This window comes from Streptomyces sp. NPDC034670, assembly GCF_055574875.1.
This window is the reverse complement of record NZ_JBVITR010000008.1, coordinates 179,280-194,187: the sequence shown is the minus strand read 5'-3', so window position 1 is coordinate 194,187 and position 14,908 is coordinate 179,280. Positions and strand designations below refer to the sequence as shown.

Genomic DNA, 14,908 nt, shown 5'->3' with positions numbered 1-14,908 from the left:
TTTCTTCTCCTCGCCGCCCTCCACCCCCCCCCCCCCCCCCCCCCCCCCCCCCCCCTCCCCCCCCCCCCCCCCCCCCCCCCCCGACGGCGCGTCAGCCGGAGCGGACCACGGAGGCGGTGGGGGAGGGGGAGACCGGGCCGGCCGGCAGGGACGTCGTCGCGGGCAGCTGCGCGGGAACGTTCTCGGACTGCCGCAGGACGGTGTCGCCGGGGCCCCCGGCCGGTGTGCCCGCGCCGGTGGACAGCAGGGACCAGGCGGCCAGGGCCGCGGCGATCGCGGCGGCCGTGCCCACCGCGCGGCCGACGCGGCGCAGCCTGGTGCGCCCGTCCAGGTCCCGCCAGGACGGGCCCTCCCACGGATCGTCCGGGGTCCACAGTTCACCGACCGCGTCCGCCGCGTCGTACCGCTCCCGCGGGCTCCCGCCGGTGCGCGGCGGCTGCGGCCGCTGCCCCGACGCCCGCTGCCGCGCGGAGGGTTCCCTGGGCGCGGAGGCCCGGATGGCGTGCTCGTCGTCCGTGAGGAACCGCTGCCAGACGTCCTCCGGCAGGAAGGGCACGTCGCCCCGGTCCTCCGGTGTTGCGCCGTCGTCCGGCCTCTGCGCGGTCACGTCCGTTCGTTCCTCTCCTGCCCCGGGTCCCGCCAGGATCATCGCACAGCGTGAAAACGCCGGAACAGGGGACCGGAGCGCCCTCCGGCGCCTTCCGGGAGGCCGCCCGCGACGAGCCGGCCCCGCCCGGGCCCGGCTCCCGGGCCGGACGCGGCGCGGCCCGGGAGCCGGAGGACGGACGGTCCGTCACCACGGCCTCGCAATGGCCCGCGCCGACCGGGAGGCTCCCTCCTCGCCCGCGGCTGCCCGGCCCCGGCGCCCGTGCGCCGCGACGCCAGCGCGCACCTCCCCGGACCACCGTCGTACGCGCTGCCGCCGGACCGCCCTGCCGCGGTGCTCCCGCCGCGCCACCGCCGGCACGGGGACCGGGAGCGCGCGCCCACCGGGTGAGCGGGCGCGGATCCCCGGCGAGGTACAAAGGACGCATGCCGGAGCGCGAGACCCCCGCCGGGGCCATGGACGACGTCGACGCGGTCGCCCGGGCGGTCCTGACCGCCTCGCGGCTGCTGGTGGCGGTCTCGGCGCGGTCGCTGGCCGCCGTCGAGGACCGGGTGACGCTGCCGCAGTTCCGGATGCTGGTGGTGCTCTCCACCCGCGGGGCGACCAAGCTGGTGACCCTCGCCGACCTGCTCCGGGTGGCCCCGTCCACCGCCATGCGCATGGTCGACCGGCTGATCGCGGCCGGGCTCGCCGACCGGCAGGCCAACCCCGCCAACCGCCGGGAGACGCTGCTGCGGGTCACCGAGGAGGGACGGCGCACCGTCGAGGACGTCACCGCGCGGCGCCGCGCCGAGATCACCGCGATCGTCGAGCGGCTGGCACCGGAGCAGCGGGCCGCGCTGGTCGAGGCGCTCACCGCCTTCAACGAGGCGGGCGGGGAGCAGCCCGCCGCCGGGTCCGGCGATGGGCAGGCGTACCCCCTGGGCTGGGCGGCGGAGGGCGCCGGGGCGCACGGGGCCCGGGGACGGTGACCGGGGTTCCGCCCGGGCGGCGGCGCGCCTCGTCCGTGCGCCCCGTCCTCGGGACTCCCGCAGTCCGGGCGCCCCGCCCACCGGCGGCCCGGACGCGTCCCCCTCCGGCCCGACGGGCCGTCACCTCCTCGACGGCCCGCGGCCACCGGCTCCGGGGACGGGGGCGGGAGCGCTCCGCGGGACCCTCCGCGTCCTCATGGACCGGCGCGCGGACCCGCCCGGGACGGCGTGCTAGGTTCCCCTGCGGAAGGCGGCCGCGGACAGCAGGCGCGGCCGGGCACACGGGACGGTGACACCGGCATGACGGCAGACGGCAGCGAGGCCCCCGGCGCACCCGGTGAGGACGTCCCGCTCCCGCGGATCCTGTGCGACACGGCCTCGCTGGCGGCCCTCGACGACGCGCCGGCCGGCGCCCTGTGGCGGCTCGCCGAGTCCGGCCGGCAACTCGACGCCAACGTCGTGCGCATCCCGCCCGGACACCGGGTCGACACCCACCGCGAGCCCGACCTCGACGTCCTCCTGCTCGTGCTCGCCGGCGACGGCACCCTGACCGCCCCCGACGGCACCCGCACCCTCCTCGCCGGCGCCCTGGTCTGGCTCCCGCACGGCTCCACCCGCGGTCTCGCGGCCGGCGCCGGGGGCCTGACCTACCTCACGGTCCACCGCCGCCGCCCCGGCATGCGGATCCAGCGTCCGGGAACGGCGGTCGGACGACCGTGACCGCGGCGGCCGCGAGACGGTGACGGCCGACGGCTCCCGAGCGTTCCCGTCCCGCCGTGCGGCCCGGTCGTGAGGAGGCGTCAGGACCGGGCGTCCTTCCCGCCCCCGGCGGACCGCCCGGCGCCGTCGGGGGCGGTGTGGAAGACCGACGTGCCCTGCTTGGTGCGCTGGGCCTGGTCGCGGGCGACGAGCCCCTCGAGCGTGGTGCGGACGACCGCCGTCTTGACGACGCGTTCGGGACGGGCACGGCCGAGCGAGGCGGCGATCTCCGCGGCGACGCGTTCCCGCTCCTTGACGTTGCGTTCCAGGTCGCTCGCCACCTGGGCGGTGTACGGCGAGGTGGGATCCGTGACGGCGCTCGCGCTCTCGGACATGGCGGTGCCCCTTTTCTCTTGTTTCTCTTGGTTCTCCTCCCGGTTGCCCGGTGGCCGGCCGTGGTACGGCCGCGCCGCTCCCCGAAGGGTCCGTACTCCACTCGGGGTACGGTCCGTCACACGGACGGGCGCCGTGGCCCGCTCTTGGGGACCCTGGCAGTGCCGCCCCCGGAAGTCGAAGTCACGCTGAGACCATGGCCTCATCGATCGACTGCCCCTCCCGCGCGCGTCACCGCGCTCCGTCCCGGGGCGACCGGCAGACCGCTGTCCTCGTCCGGGCGTGCGGCCGACTGCCGCTTCCGGCCGTCCTCCTGGCCGTCCTGGTGACCCTCACCGGATGCGGGGTGCCCACCGGCGGCACGGCGCGTGACATCCCGGCGCGCGACACCTCGCGGGCCACCCTGTCGGCGGGCGGCCCGCCCGGCGTCGCGAGCACGGCGCAGGGCGGAACCGGTGCCGAGGCGGAGACGACGGCGCCCGCCGGCCTCCCCGGCCTCGGCCCCCGGACGCTGGCACGGATTCCCGAGGACACCGGCCAGGTCCTGGTCGTCACCGGCCCGGGGAAGGACGCCAACCGCTCCGAGGCCGTGCTGTACCGGCGCACCGCCTCCGGATGGGAGGCGGGCGCGGTCTGGCCCGCGCGCAACGCCCTCAGGGGCTGGACCGACGATCACCGCGCGGGCGATCTCCGCTCGCCCATCGGGGTGTTCACCCTCAGCGACGCCGGGGGACTGCTGCCCGATCCCGGGACCGCGCTGCCGTACGACCGGTCGGACGCCTTCACCGTCGGCGGCACGGGCTTCGAGGGCGAGCCGCTGGCCGGGTCCTTCGACTACGTCATCGCCATCGACTACAACCGCGAGCCGGGCACCTCCCCCCTGGACCGGACCCGTCCGCTCGGCGCCGACAAGGGCGGCGGCATCTGGCTGCACGTCGACCACGAGGGCCCCACCCAGGGGTGCGTGAGTCTCTACGAGCGGCACATGAGGGAACTCCTGCGCGCACTCGACCCCGACCTGCACCCGGTGATCGTCATGGGTGACGCCCGCTCACTGCGCCGGTGACGCCGCGGCCCGGCGGACGGAGCCGGGGCCCGGCCGCCGCGGGACCCCGCCGCGCGGCGGCCGGGCGCTCATCCGTCCCCGGTCCGGCGCCGTGCCTCCTGGTCCGGCTGGGCCCGGCCGGACGCGGCGTCCCCGGCGGTCAGGTGCTCCAGCACCTCGGCCAGTTCCTGGCAGGCGCTCTCCACGGACCGCCTGGTGTTGCGCTGCTCGGTGATCACCGCGGACAGCAGCAGGGCGGTCAGGGCCATCGTCCCGTTGAAGAGCTGAAGCTTGACCATGATCTCCGTCTCGGTCAGCCGCCCGAACGACCCGATGTGGCGGATCGCCGCGACGGTGGCCAGGACGGAGGCGACCAGGGCGCACAGCGCGCTGCCGGTGAGCTGGAACCGCAGGGCCGCCCAGATCAGCAGCGGATAGACCAGGAACAGCAGACCTGTGTGGTGGTGGGTGGCCAGCGGCACGACACAGCCCGCGGCGACCGCCAGACCCGCCGCCTCCAGCAGCCGCGGCCAGCGCGCCGCGAGGTGTACGCGGCGGACCAGGAGCAGCACCGGGGTGACGATCAGGACGCCCATGGCGTCGCCCACCCACCAGATCAGCCACACCGTCCAGAAGTCGCGGGCCGGCAGGTCGCCCGTGGCCACGAGGAGGCCGGTGGCGACGGAGGAACTGATCAGCATGGCGCCCAGGGCGCCGAGGAACACCAGGGCGAGACCGTCCCGCAGACGGGCCAGGTCGTTGCGGAAGCCGACCCTGCGCAGCAAGAGGTACCCGCACACCGGTGCGGCGGTGCTGCCCGCGAGGAGGCCCAGGGTGGACCACTGCGGGGAGGCGTCGAGCGACAGGAGGACGAACAGGGAGCCGAGCGCGATGCCCGCCCAGCAGCGCAGCCCGAGGCGCAGCAGGCAGGCGACCGCCACTCCGGTGGGCGGCCAGAAGGGGCTGACCACCGAGCCGTCGACGACCAGGTTCAGCATCAGCCCCAGTCGCCCGGCCGCGTAGTAGCAGGCGGCGACCGCCAGCGTCTCGAACACGAGGACGGCCGGTGCGCGCGGATCCTGGCTAGCCACCACACAGGCCATCAGACACCAGGGGGCCGTGCGTCGGCGAGGCGGAGGCGTGGGCCTGCGGCCCTATGGCTGAGTGTCCGGTCCGCTGTGCCCGATCACCAGGACGGCCGCGTCGTCGTCGTGCCCCACCTGCTCCGCGCCCTTGATCACGGAGGCGGCGAGCGCGTCCGCGTCCATCCTCGCGACCGCCGCGACGCCCGCGAGCCGCACCACCCGGTCCAGCCCCTCGTCGAGCCGCATGGACGGTCCCTCCACCACGCCGTCGGTGAGCAGCACGAACACGCCGCCCGTGCCGAGCCGGTACCGGGTGACGGGGTAGGCCGCTCCCGCCAGGACGCCGAGCGGAGGCCCTCCCGCGTCCTGCGTGACCCCGGACCTGCCGTCCGCGGTGGCCCACACGCACGGCAGGTGCCCGGCCCGTGCGCTCTCCAGCACCCGGGTGGACGGGTCGAGCCGCATGAAGGTGCAGGTGGCGAACAGGTCCGAGTTCATGGACAGCAGCAGGTCGTTGGTCCGGGCGAGGAGCTCCCCCGGGTCGCTGTCGACGGAGGCGAGGGCCCGCAGCCCGACCCGCACCTGCCCCATGAAGGCGGCCGCCTCGATGTTGTGCCCCTGGACGTCCCCGATGGACAGACCGATGCGGCCGTCGGGCATCGTGAACGCGTCGTACCAGTCACCGCCCACGTTGAGCCCCTGGTACGCGGGCGCGTACCGCACGGCCAGCCGCACCCCCTCACCGGCCGGTAGCCCCCTGGGCAGCATGCCGCGCTGCAGGGCGATGGCCAGTTCGACCCGGGAGCGCTGCGCCTCCGCCAGCGCGCGCGCCTGCGCCGTCAGCGTCCGGAGCCTGTCCAGCAGGTCGTCGCCGTCGTCCGTGGAGCCGGTACGGGACATGGATCACCCACTCGGGCGAGGGGACCCACGAGCGAAGGACACCCGCGGAGCGGAATTCCCATCTGTGCAGGTAGGGGGAGGATAGCCGGAAGGAGAGCGGCCGGGCCACTCGTCCGCGCGGGCCGGCCGCCGACCGGGTCCCGGCCCGCGCCGCCCCCTAGTCTGTCCCCATGGAGCAGCGCGAGATCATGCAGCGGGTCGTCGGCATCCTCACCGAGGCCCTCGAGATGCGGCGGCGACTCCGGGAGGACCCGGAGGCGGACATGACGGGGAACGAGGCGATCGCCAAGTTCCTGGAGGAGATGCTGCCGCAGGTCCAGGTGCCGGCCGACGCGAGCGCCCGCGAGGTGGCGGCCCTCGTCACCGAGAAGCTGGGACCCGCCATCGTGCAGATCGCCTCCGCCCTGACCCTCGCCTTCGTGCAGCTCGCCGAGGTCCACGACGAGGGCCGGACCGATGTGACGTCCGCCGACGTCCTGCGCTCCATCTCCCTGCACTACGAGACCGAAGCGGGGCGGTAGCCCCGCGCCCCGCGCCCCGTGCGGCGGGCCCCGCGCCCCGCGCCCCGCGCCCCGCGCCCCGTGCGGCGGGCGGCCCGGAGGACCGTCCGCCGCGGGGACGGAGGGGGTCGAGGCGCCGGCCGGGGGAAGGGACGCCCCGGAACCAGGAGTGACAACGGTGTCCCACCTCTTGGACGGAGGCCTTCGGTGCCCGGATCACCGCGCACGTCGTCGGACGGACCGCGTCGGTCCCTCCTCCCCGCCTGCCTCGCCCCTCTCCTCGGAGGGACGCGCACGGACGGGCCCGCCGCCGGGGCGTGAGGCACGTCCCGCACCGGACCCGGAGGCGGCCCTCCGGGGGGCGACGACGGGTGACGCCCGGCCCCGGCCCGTCCGCGGGACGGGAACCGGGCGTCACGGCGGGGGCGGTGCGCCCCGGTGCCGGTGCCGCCCCGCGGCGGCGGCACCCAGCACGTCGCGCACCGCGTCCAGGGCCGCCGCGCGGTCGGCGGGCACCAGCCCGATGCGGGTGCGGCGGTCGAGGAGGTCGTCCTCGTCGAGCGCCCCCTCGTGGCGCAGCGCCCAGAGCAGTTCGGCGCCGGTGACGGGATACGAGGGCAGGACCGGCTCGCGGAGCCGGGGGTCCCGCGCGCCGAGGGCGTGGACGGCCGGTGCCTCGGTGCCGTGGAGCCGCACCAGGCGGCGCGGAGCGGGCAGGGCGGCGAGGACGTGCGGCGCCGCGGCGCCCACCAGCGGCAGGGAGGCGGTGACGGACGGGCCGGCCGGCAGGCGGCGGACGCGGACGGCGGTGTCGACGGCGTCCTGGGCCATGCGCCGGTAGGTGGTGAGCTTGCCGCCGACGACGGTGACGACCCCTTCGCAGGAGACGAGCACGGCGTGCCGCCGCGAGAGGTCGGCGGTCCTCGTCGCCGGCGCCGTGCCGGGAGCGGCGCCGGTGTCCAGCAGCGGCCGCAGTCCGGCGAACGCCCCGGCGACGGCCTCGCGGTGGACCGGGACGTCCAGGACGGAGCCGAGGACGTCGAGGAGGAAGCCGATGTCCGACTCGGGTGCCTCGGGCACGTCGGGGACGTCGCCGTCCACGGGCTCGTCGGTGAGCCCGACGTAGACCCGGCCGTCGTCCTGGGGCAGGACGAGCACGAAGCGGTCGTGCTCCCCGGGGACCGGGACGTGCAGGCCCGCCGGCAGGGGGCCGAGGCAGTCGGGACGCAGGACGAGGTGGGTGCCGCGGGAGGGCCGGACGCGGATGCCGTCGACGAGCCCGCCCGCCCAGACGCCGGAGGCGTTGATCACCGCGCGGGCGCGGATCCGGCCCTCCTGCCCGGTGAGTTCGTCGCGGACCAGGGCCCCCGCGGAGGTCAGCTCCAGGGCCCGGGTCCGGGTCAGGATCCGGGCGCCGTGCGCGGCGGCCGTGCGGGCGAGGGCGGTCACCAGGCGGGCGTCGTCGGTGAGCCGGCCGTCCCAGGACAGCAGTCCGCCGCGCAGGCCGTCGCCCCGCAGGGCGGGGGCGAGGTGGCGGGTCTCCACCGCGGAGAGCCGGCGCGGCGGCGGCAGCGTGGCCCGGGCGGTGCGGGCGGCCAGGCGCAGGGCGTCGCCGGCCCGGAAGCCGGCCCGGGCCAGCGCGGCCTGGCCGCGGGAGACCAGCGGGGTCAGGGGCAGCACGAACGGCTGGGCGCGCACCAGGTGCGGCGCGGTGCGCTCCATCAGCACCCCGCGCTCCACGGCGCTCTCGTGGGCGACGTCGAACTGGGCGGAGGCGAGGTAGCGCAGCCCGCCGTGGACGAGCTTGCTGCTGAAGCGGGAGGTGCCGAAGGCCAGGTCGTGGGCGTCGACGGCGGCCACGCTCAGGCCGCGTGACGCGGCGTCCAGGGCGGCTCCGGCCCCGGTGGCGCCGAGCCCGACGACCAGGACGTCGACGGCCGGGCCGTCCACGGTCTCCCCCAGCTCGCGGGTGCGCCGGCCGGCGGACAGGGAGGAGCCCGGGGGCGGGCCGCTGGGGGAGTTCACGGGGCGAGGGTCCTCTCCAGGATGTGCCGCAGCTCCGTGAGGAAGGCCTCGGCGGTGAGTTCGGGGTCGTCCTCGTCGGTCATGGTCCGCAGCGACAGGGTGAAGGACTGGGCGGTCAGCAGCACGGACCGGGCCTGCCGCTCGGCGTGCCCGGCGCGCACCGAGCCGTCCGCGTGCCCCTCGCGCAGGGCGTCGGCCAGCAGCCGCAGGAGGGCGTCCTGGCTCGCGCCGCGCCGGTCCAGCACGTAGGGGAGGAGCAGTTCGGGGTCGACTTCGAGGATCTTGCGGAAGAGCGGATGCTCGCCGAAGGCGCGCACCGCCGCCACCAGCCCGTCGACGAGCAGGCCGCGCCGGGGCGCCTGCGGCCGGGGCTCGGGCATGGCCCCGGTGGCCACCTCGATCCACTCCCGGGTCATCAGGTCGCCGACCAGTGACCGCACGTCGGGCCACCGCCGGTACAGCGTCATCCGGGAGACCCCCGCGCGGCGGGCCACGTCGGTCAGCGTGGTGCGGCGGACCCCGACGGCCAGGACGCAGTCGCGGACCGCGTCGAGCACCGCGTCGTTGTCCGAACGGTTGTGACGGATAGGCGTCATGTGTCACAGTGTAACGCCCGGTGAGGCCGTCGGCGACGGCAGCGCCCATTCCGACCGGCGAAGGACGGCGACCATGGAAGCCAGGGACATGCTGTGGAGCGGCTGGGGGGACCCGGCCGCGGCGGCGCCGCTGCCCGGCACGGTGATCGGGCTGCTGCGCGATCTGCTCGGCGTCGAGCCGCGCGGGCGCGGACCGGTCGCCCTGGAGGACGTGACCGTCTCGGAACCGGGGTGGGACCCGGCCGCCCGCCGCGCCCTGGCGGCCGCCGTCGGCGGCGAGGAGCACGTGCGCACCGATCCGGAGACGCGGATCCGGCACACGCGCGGCAAGTCCACCCCCGACCTGCTGCGCATCCGTGCGGGAGACGTCGGCGACGTCCCGGCGGCCGTCGTGTTCCCGGCCGGCCACGACGAGGTGCTCGCCGTCCTCGGCGCCTGCGCCGGACACGGCCTGGCCGTGGTGCCGTTCGGCGGCGGCACCTCCGTCGTCGGCGGACTCGCCCCCGAGCGGCGCGGCCCGTTCGTCGCCCTGGACCTGCGGCGCATGGACGGCCTGCTCGCCCTCGACCCGGTCTCCCGCACCGCCACCCTGCAGCCCGGTCTGCGCGCCCCGCGGGCCGAGGAACTGCTGGGCGAGCACGGGTTCACGCTCGGCCACTTCCCCCAGTCCTACGAGTGGGCCACCATCGGGGGCTTCGCCGCCACCCGCTCCAGCGGCCAGGCGTCCGCCGGCTACGGCCGCTTCGACGAGATGGTGCTCGGCCTCACCCTCGCCACGCCGCGGGGCACCCTGGACACCGGCCGCGCCCCGCGCTCGGCCGCCGGCCCCGACCTGCGCCAGCTGGTCCTGGGGTCCGAAGGGGCCTTCGGCGTCATCACGGCGGTGACGGTGCGGATCCGCCCCGTCCCGCCCGTGCGCCGCTACGAGGGCTGGCGCTTCGGCTCCTTCGAGGAGGGGACGGCCGCACTGCGCCGGCTCGCCCAGGACGGCCCGCGCCCGACGGTGCTGCGCCTGTCCGACGAGACCGAGACGCTGGTCGGCCTCGCCCGGCCCGACGCGATCGGCTCCGGCCCGCGGGAGCCCTCGGCCGGCTGCCTGGCCGTCGTCGGCCACGAGGGCACCGAGGAGGACACCGCGTACCGCCGAGAGGGCGCCGCGGCCGTCCTGCGCGCGTGCGGCGGCACGCCCCTGGGCGAGGAACCGGGGCGGCGCTGGGCCGACGGCCGCTACGCGGCGCCGTACCTGCGCGACGCGCTCCTCGACGTCGGGGCGCTGGTGGAGACGCTCGAGACGGCGACGTTCTGGTCCCGCGTGCCCGAGCTGTACGCCGCCGTCCGCGACGCCCTGACCCGGACGCTCACCGGGGCCGGCACCCCGCCCCTGGTGATGTGCCACGTCTCCCACGTCTATGAGAACGGCGCCTCGCTGTACTTCACCGTGGTCTCGGCGCAGGGCGAGGACCCCGTGGCGCACTGGACGCGCGCCAAGCACGCCGCCAACGAGGCGATCCTCGCCGCCGGCGGCACCATCAGCCACCACCACGGCGTCGGCACCGACCACCGGGACTGGTACCTCCGCGAGGCGGGCCCCCTGGGCGCGGACGCCCTGCGCGCCGTGAAGCGGCGACTGGACCCGGACGGCGTGCTCAACCCCGGGGTGCTCCTGCCCGCCGACTGAACCGCACCCCGGCACATCCCTTCCGTCCCCATCCCGTCGGCGCCCGGAGGCACCCGATGCGACAGTTCACCGCCGTCGTCAACCCCAGCGCGGGCGGGGCCGGCGGCGCCGCCGCGTTCCTCGCCCTCGCGCGGCTGCTGAGGGAGGCGGGGGCCGACCTGCGGACCGAGTACAGCCGCGGCCTGGACCACGCGCGGGAGGTGGCCCGCGCCGCCGGGGAACGGGGACGGGTGGTCCTCGCCGTCGGCGGGGACGGCATCGCCGGGTGCGTCGGCGGCGCCCTCTGCGGGACCGGTGCCGTGTTCGGGCTGGTCCCGGCCGGCCGGGGCAACGACTTCGCCCGGGCGCTCGGGCTGCCCCCGGACCCGGCCGCCCTCTCCCGGATCCTGCTGCACGGCGAACCCCGGCCCGTCGACACCATCGAGGTCGAGTCGGCCGTGCACGACCGCGCCGTCGTCCTCGGCAGCGTGTACGCCGGCGTGGACGCGCTCGCCAACCGCCACGCCAACCGGGCCAGGGTGCTGCGCGGCTCCGCCTCCTACTACGCGGGCGGCCTGCGCGCCGTCGCCGCCTGGCGGACGGCCCGCTACCGGGTCACCGTCGACGGCGAGGAGCACCCGCACGCCGGGTACACGGTGGTCGCCGCCAACTCCGGCTACTACGGGTCCGGCCGGCTCATCGCGCCGGACGCCCGGGTGGACGACGGCCTGCTGGACGTGGTGATGGTCCGGGAGGCCCCCCGGCGCCTGTTCTTCACCCTGATGAACGAGCTCAGGACGGGCGGCCACGTGCACCGGCCCGAGGTGCGGGTCCTACGGGGCAGGGAGATCCGCATCGCGGCCGACCGCGACGTCCCCTACGGCGCCGACGGCGAGGTGGAGGCCGTCCTCCCGGTGACGGCCAGGGTCCTGCCCGGAGCGCTGCGCGTGCTGTGCTGACCCGGGACGGCCGCCCGCCCCAGGGGGTGGGGGCCCGGCGTCACCGGGGAACCGGCGGGCCGGCACGGGGGTGACGGGGGACTTCGCCCGGGTACCCGGAGGGCGGCTGCCGTCCGCCGTACGAGAACGAGGCCGTCGTGCCGACCGGGAGGTGCCCGAGTGACCCGGCCCGAGCTGTTCACCTTCGGCCACGGAACCGCGGACCGGAGCGCGCTGGCCGGACTGCTGCGCGCCGCCGGCATCGCCGCCGTCGTGGACGTCAGGACCGCTCCGGGCAGCCGCCGCAACCCCGACGTGGCACGGCAGCGGCTGGCCGAGTGGCTGCCCGAGGAGGGCGTCGCCTACCGCTGGGAACGGGACCTGGGCGGGTTCCGCAGGGCGCCGTCGGACTCGCCCGACACGGTCTGGCGCAACGCGTCCTTCCGCGGCTACGCCGCCCACACCCGCACCCCGGAGTTCGTCGCCGCGATGGACGCCCTGCTGGCGCAGGCGGCGCGCGAGCGGACCGCGGTGATGTGCAGCGAAGCGGTGTGGTGGCGCTGCCACCGGCGTCTCGTCGCCGACTTCGCCGTCCTGGCCCGCGGCGTGACGGTGTGTCACCTGATGCACGACGGACGCCGCACGGAGCACGGCCCGACGCCGGGGGCACGCCTGCGGGACGACGGCCTGCTCGTCTACGACGACACCGCCGCGGCGGCGCCGTCGTAGACCGGTGTGCAACTCGGGAGCCACCCGCCGTTACCGGACATGACCCAAGGCTGGACTCGTTCGTTCTCTGGAATTGTTCGCGTCCAGGACGCTAGTTTCTGACCATGACCGCGTCCCGGCCCCCGCCCGCCGCCGAGGAACCGCAGGGTGCCGGCCCGCGTGCGACGGCCGCCCGTGCCGCCCGGCTCGGCCCCGCCCGCCGGGGCGACCACCTCGTGCGCCGGTCCCGCGGTCGCGTCGCCGGCGTCGGCCGCGCGCCCGGCGACGCGCCCCGTCCGGCCCCGCCCGGCGGCCACGGCCCCGTGACCGGCGGGACCGGGGCCGTCCGCCGGGGCCGGTGCCCCCGCCCGTCCCCCCGCCCGCAGTGACGGAACTGCGCGCCGTTTTCCCGCCCGGAAGGAACCCCATGACCGAGAACCACGACGCGATCGTCACCGACCCCAAGGCGGAGGAGGCGGGTGGCTGCCCGGTCGCGCACGGCCGCGCCCTCCATCCGACCCAGGGCGGCGGGAACCGCCAGTGGTGGCCGGAGCGGCTCAACCTGAGGATCCTCGCCAAGAACCCGCCCGCGGCCGACCCGCTCGGCGAGGACTTCGACTACGCCGAGGCGTTCCGGGCCCTCGACCTGCCGGCCGTGAAGCGGGACATCGCCGAGGTGCTGACGACCTCGCAGGACTGGTGGCCCGCGGACTTCGGCCACTACGGCCCCTTCATGGTCCGCATGGCGTGGCACAGCGCGGGCACCTACCGCATCAGCGACGGCCGCGGCGGCGCCGGGGCCGGCCAGCAGCGCTTCGCCCCGCTCAACAGCTGGCCCGACAACGCCAACCTCGACAAGGCCCGCCGGCTGCTGTGGCCGGTGAAGAAGAAGTACGGCCGGAACCTGTCCTGGGCCGACCTGCTGATCCTCGCCGGAAACGTCGCCCTGGAGTCGATGGGCCTCGAGACCTTCGGCTTCGCCGGTGGCCGCGAGGACGTCTGGGAGCCCGAGGAGGACGTGTACTGGGGCCCCGAGACCACCTGGCTCGGCGACGAGCGCTACAGCGGCGACCGCGAGCTGGAGAACCCCCTCGGCGCGGTCCAGATGGGCCTGATCTACGTCAACCCCGAGGGCCCGGGCGGCAACCCCGACCCGATCGCCGCGGCCCGCGACATCCGCGAGACGTTCCGCCGCATGGCGATGAACGACGAGGAGACCGTCGCCCTGATCGCCGGCGGCCACACCTTCGGCAAGACCCACGGCGCCGGCCCGGCGGACCACGTCGGGCCCGACCCCGAGGCCGCCCCGATGGAGGAGCAGGGCCTGGGCTGGAGGAGCACCTACGGCACCGGCAGGGGCGCGGACACCATCACCTCCGGCCTGGAGGTCACCTGGACCACCACCCCGACCCAGTGGGGCAACGGGTTCTTCAAGAACCTCTTCGAGTACGAGTACGAGCTCACCCGGAGCCCGGCCGGGGCCCAGCAGTGGGTGGCCAAGGACGCCCCGGAGATCATCCCGGACGCGCACGACCCGGCGAGGAAGCACCGTCCGACGATGCTCACCACCGACCTGTCGCTGCGCTTCGACCCGGTCTACGAGCCGATCTCCCGCCGGTTCTACGAGCACCCGGAGGAGTTCGCGGACGCCTTCGCCCGCGCCTGGTTCAAGCTGACCCACCGTGACATGGGCCCGAAGTCGCTGTACCTCGGCCCCGAGGTCCCGCAGGAGACCCTGCTGTGGCAGGACCCGCTGCCCGAGCCCGAGGGCGAGACCGTCGACGCCGCCGACATCGCCGCCCTCAAGGCCAGGCTCCTCGACTCGGGCCTGACCGTCTCGCAACTGGTCGGCACCGCCTGGGCGTCGGCCTCCACCTTCCGCGGCAGCGACAAGCGCGGCGGTGCCAACGGCGCGCGCATCCGCCTGGAGCCGCAGCGCGGCTGGGAGGCCAACGACCCCGACCGGCTGGCGCAGGTGCTGCGCACCCTCGAGGACGTCCGGCAGGAGTTCCACGCGGCCTCCGGCGCCAGGAGGGTGTCCCTGGCCGACCTGATCGTGCTCGGCGGCTGCGCCGCCGTGGAGAAGGCGGCCAGGGACGCCGGCCACGACGTCGAGGTGCCGTTCGTCCCGGGCCGGGTGGACGCGACCGAGGAGCACACGGACACCGAGTCGTTCGCCGCGCTCGAGCCGACCGCCGACGGGTTCCGCAACTACCTCGGCAAGGGCAACCGGCTGCCGGCCGAGTACCTGCTGCTCGACCGGGCGAACCTGCTGACCCTGAGCGCCCCCGAGATGACGGTCCTCGTCGGCGGCCTGCGCGTCCTGGGCGCGAACCACGGCCAGTCCTCCCACGGCGTGCTCACCTCGACGCCCGGGGTGCTGACCAACGACTTCTTCGTCAACCTGCTCGACCTGGGCACGACCTGGAGGGCGACGTCCGCCGACCAGACCCTCTTCGAGGGCCGTGACGCGGCCACCGGCGAGGTGAGGTGGACCGGCACCCGGGCCGATCTCGTCTTCGGCTCGAACTCCGAACTGCGCGCGCTCGCCGAGGTCTACGCGAGCGACGACGCGCGGGAGAAGTTCGTGCGGGACTTCGTCAAGGCCTGGGACAAGGTCATGAACCTCGACCGGTTCGACCTCGTCTGACCTCTTCGCTCCGAGCGCTCCACACGGCGTCCGGGGGGGGCCCCCAGGGACAGGCCGGAAAACCAACCGCCTTTTGGGGAAGGAGGGGGAGAAAAAAAAGACCTTTTTTTTTTGGTTTTTTTCTCCCTTTTTTT

14 protein-coding genes are annotated in these 14,908 nt (G+C 76.1%); 8 read left to right on the top strand and 6 right to left on the bottom strand.

Annotated elements, in window-relative coordinates; all coding sequences use genetic code 11:
• Window positions 1–91: 91 nt before the first annotated feature.
• Complete coding sequence (locus ACZ56B_RS09000) at window positions 92–607, bottom strand: hypothetical protein (protein ID WP_468787821.1); 516 nt, start codon at window positions 605–607, stop codon at window positions 92–94.
• A 425-nt stretch (window positions 608–1,032) separates the two neighbouring features.
• Between ACZ56B_RS09000 and ACZ56B_RS08995 the strand changes: the two genes are divergently transcribed.
• Entirely contained in the window at window positions 1,033–1,578 is a 546-nt protein-coding gene (locus ACZ56B_RS08995) for a MarR family winged helix-turn-helix transcriptional regulator (RefSeq protein WP_468787819.1), read from the top strand.
• 300 nt (window positions 1,579–1,878) lie between these two features.
• Window positions 1,879–2,298, top strand: coding sequence for a hypothetical protein (locus tag ACZ56B_RS08990; protein WP_468787817.1), 420 nt, complete (start codon window positions 1,879–1,881; stop codon window positions 2,296–2,298).
• Between the two features lie 80 nt (window positions 2,299–2,378).
• Here the strand turns inward: ACZ56B_RS08990 and ACZ56B_RS08985 are convergent, their stop codons facing one another.
• Window positions 2,379–2,672 (bottom strand): hypothetical protein, encoded by a 294-nt coding sequence (locus tag ACZ56B_RS08985; protein WP_468787815.1) that lies wholly within the window; start codon window positions 2,670–2,672, stop codon window positions 2,379–2,381.
• 194 nt (window positions 2,673–2,866) lie between these two features.
• Between ACZ56B_RS08985 and ACZ56B_RS08980 the strand changes: the two genes are divergently transcribed.
• Window positions 2,867–3,736 (top strand): hypothetical protein, encoded by an 870-nt coding sequence (locus ACZ56B_RS08980; RefSeq protein WP_468787813.1) that lies wholly within the window; start codon window positions 2,867–2,869, stop codon window positions 3,734–3,736.
• Between the two features lie 68 nt (window positions 3,737–3,804).
• Here ACZ56B_RS08980 and ACZ56B_RS08975 read toward each other — a convergent pair whose 3' ends face one another.
• Both ACZ56B_RS08975 and ACZ56B_RS08970 read right to left on the bottom strand, forming a co-directional pair.
• Window positions 3,805–4,818, bottom strand: a complete 1,014-nt coding sequence (locus ACZ56B_RS08975) for an MASE1 domain-containing protein (protein WP_468787811.1) — start codon at window positions 4,816–4,818, stop codon at window positions 3,805–3,807.
• 51 nt (window positions 4,819–4,869) lie between these two features.
• Window positions 4,870–5,700 carry a PP2C family protein-serine/threonine phosphatase gene (locus ACZ56B_RS08970; RefSeq protein ID WP_468787809.1) on the bottom strand — a complete coding sequence of 277 codons (831 nt, stop codon included), beginning with the start codon at window positions 5,698–5,700 and terminating at the stop codon, window positions 4,870–4,872.
• Window positions 5,701–5,870: 170 nt separating this feature from the next.
• Here ACZ56B_RS08970 and ACZ56B_RS08965 point away from each other — a divergent pair, with 170 nt between their 5' ends.
• Complete coding sequence (locus ACZ56B_RS08965; protein WP_468787807.1) at window positions 5,871–6,221, top strand: hypothetical protein; 351 nt, start codon at window positions 5,871–5,873, stop codon at window positions 6,219–6,221.
• 393 nt (window positions 6,222–6,614) lie between these two features.
• Here ACZ56B_RS08965 and ACZ56B_RS08960 read toward each other — a convergent pair whose 3' ends face one another.
• Window positions 6,615–8,225: a glycerol-3-phosphate dehydrogenase/oxidase gene (locus ACZ56B_RS08960; protein ID WP_468787805.1), complete on the bottom strand. Its 1,611-nt coding sequence runs from the start codon at window positions 8,223–8,225 to the stop codon at window positions 6,615–6,617.
• A complete protein-coding gene (locus tag ACZ56B_RS08955; RefSeq protein WP_468787803.1) occupies window positions 8,222–8,821 on the bottom strand; it encodes a TetR/AcrR family transcriptional regulator in 600 nt (199 codons plus the stop codon). Before ACZ56B_RS08955 ends, ACZ56B_RS08960 begins: the two co-directional genes overlap by 4 nt.
• A gap of 88 nt (window positions 8,822–8,909) precedes the next feature.
• Between ACZ56B_RS08955 and ACZ56B_RS08950 the strand changes: the two genes are divergently transcribed.
• From ACZ56B_RS08950 to katG, 4 genes are all read left to right on the top strand, one after another.
• Window positions 8,910–10,499: an FAD-binding oxidoreductase gene (locus tag ACZ56B_RS08950; protein ID WP_468787835.1), complete on the top strand. Its 1,590-nt coding sequence runs from the start codon at window positions 8,910–8,912 to the stop codon at window positions 10,497–10,499.
• A 56-nt stretch (window positions 10,500–10,555) separates the two neighbouring features.
• Window positions 10,556–11,437 carry a YegS/Rv2252/BmrU family lipid kinase gene (locus tag ACZ56B_RS08945; RefSeq protein ID WP_468787801.1) on the top strand — a complete coding sequence of 294 codons (882 nt, stop codon included), beginning with the start codon at window positions 10,556–10,558 and terminating at the stop codon, window positions 11,435–11,437.
• A 159-nt stretch (window positions 11,438–11,596) separates the two neighbouring features.
• Window positions 11,597–12,145, top strand: coding sequence for a DUF488 domain-containing protein (locus tag ACZ56B_RS08940; RefSeq protein WP_468787799.1), 549 nt, complete (start codon window positions 11,597–11,599; stop codon window positions 12,143–12,145).
• 406 nt (window positions 12,146–12,551) lie between these two features.
• Window positions 12,552–14,774: a catalase/peroxidase HPI gene (gene katG / locus ACZ56B_RS08935; RefSeq protein WP_468787797.1), complete on the top strand. Its 2,223-nt coding sequence runs from the start codon at window positions 12,552–12,554 to the stop codon at window positions 14,772–14,774.
• Window positions 14,775–14,908: the final 134 nt, after the last annotated feature.

Bases quoted from the DNA above. Each gene is read 5' to 3' on its own strand.
- ACZ56B_RS08965 (WP_468787807.1), top strand. From the start codon at position 5,871: ATGGAGCAGCGCGAGATCATGCAGCGGGTCGTCGGCATCCTCACCGAG.
- ACZ56B_RS08980 (WP_468787813.1), top strand. From the start codon at position 2,867: ATGGCCTCATCGATCGACTGCCCCTCCCGCGCGCGTCACCGCGCTCCG.
- ACZ56B_RS08945 (WP_468787801.1), top strand. From the start codon at position 10,556: ATGCGACAGTTCACCGCCGTCGTCAACCCCAGCGCGGGCGGGGCCGGC.
- katG (WP_468787797.1), top strand. From the start codon at position 12,552: ATGACCGAGAACCACGACGCGATCGTCACCGACCCCAAGGCGGAGGAG.
- ACZ56B_RS08995 (WP_468787819.1), top strand. From the start codon at position 1,033: ATGCCGGAGCGCGAGACCCCCGCCGGGGCCATGGACGACGTCGACGCG.
- ACZ56B_RS08990 (WP_468787817.1), top strand. From the start codon at position 1,879: ATGACGGCAGACGGCAGCGAGGCCCCCGGCGCACCCGGTGAGGACGTC.
- ACZ56B_RS08975 (WP_468787811.1), bottom strand. From the start codon at position 4,818: ATGGCCTGTGTGGTGGCTAGCCAGGATCCGCGCGCACCGGCCGTCCTC.
- ACZ56B_RS08970 (WP_468787809.1), bottom strand. From the start codon at position 5,700: ATGTCCCGTACCGGCTCCACGGACGACGGCGACGACCTGCTGGACAGG.
- ACZ56B_RS08950 (WP_468787835.1), top strand. From the start codon at position 8,910: ATGCTGTGGAGCGGCTGGGGGGACCCGGCCGCGGCGGCGCCGCTGCCC.
- ACZ56B_RS08955 (WP_468787803.1), bottom strand. From the start codon at position 8,821: ATGACGCCTATCCGTCACAACCGTTCGGACAACGACGCGGTGCTCGAC.
- ACZ56B_RS08985 (WP_468787815.1), bottom strand. From the start codon at position 2,672: ATGTCCGAGAGCGCGAGCGCCGTCACGGATCCCACCTCGCCGTACACC.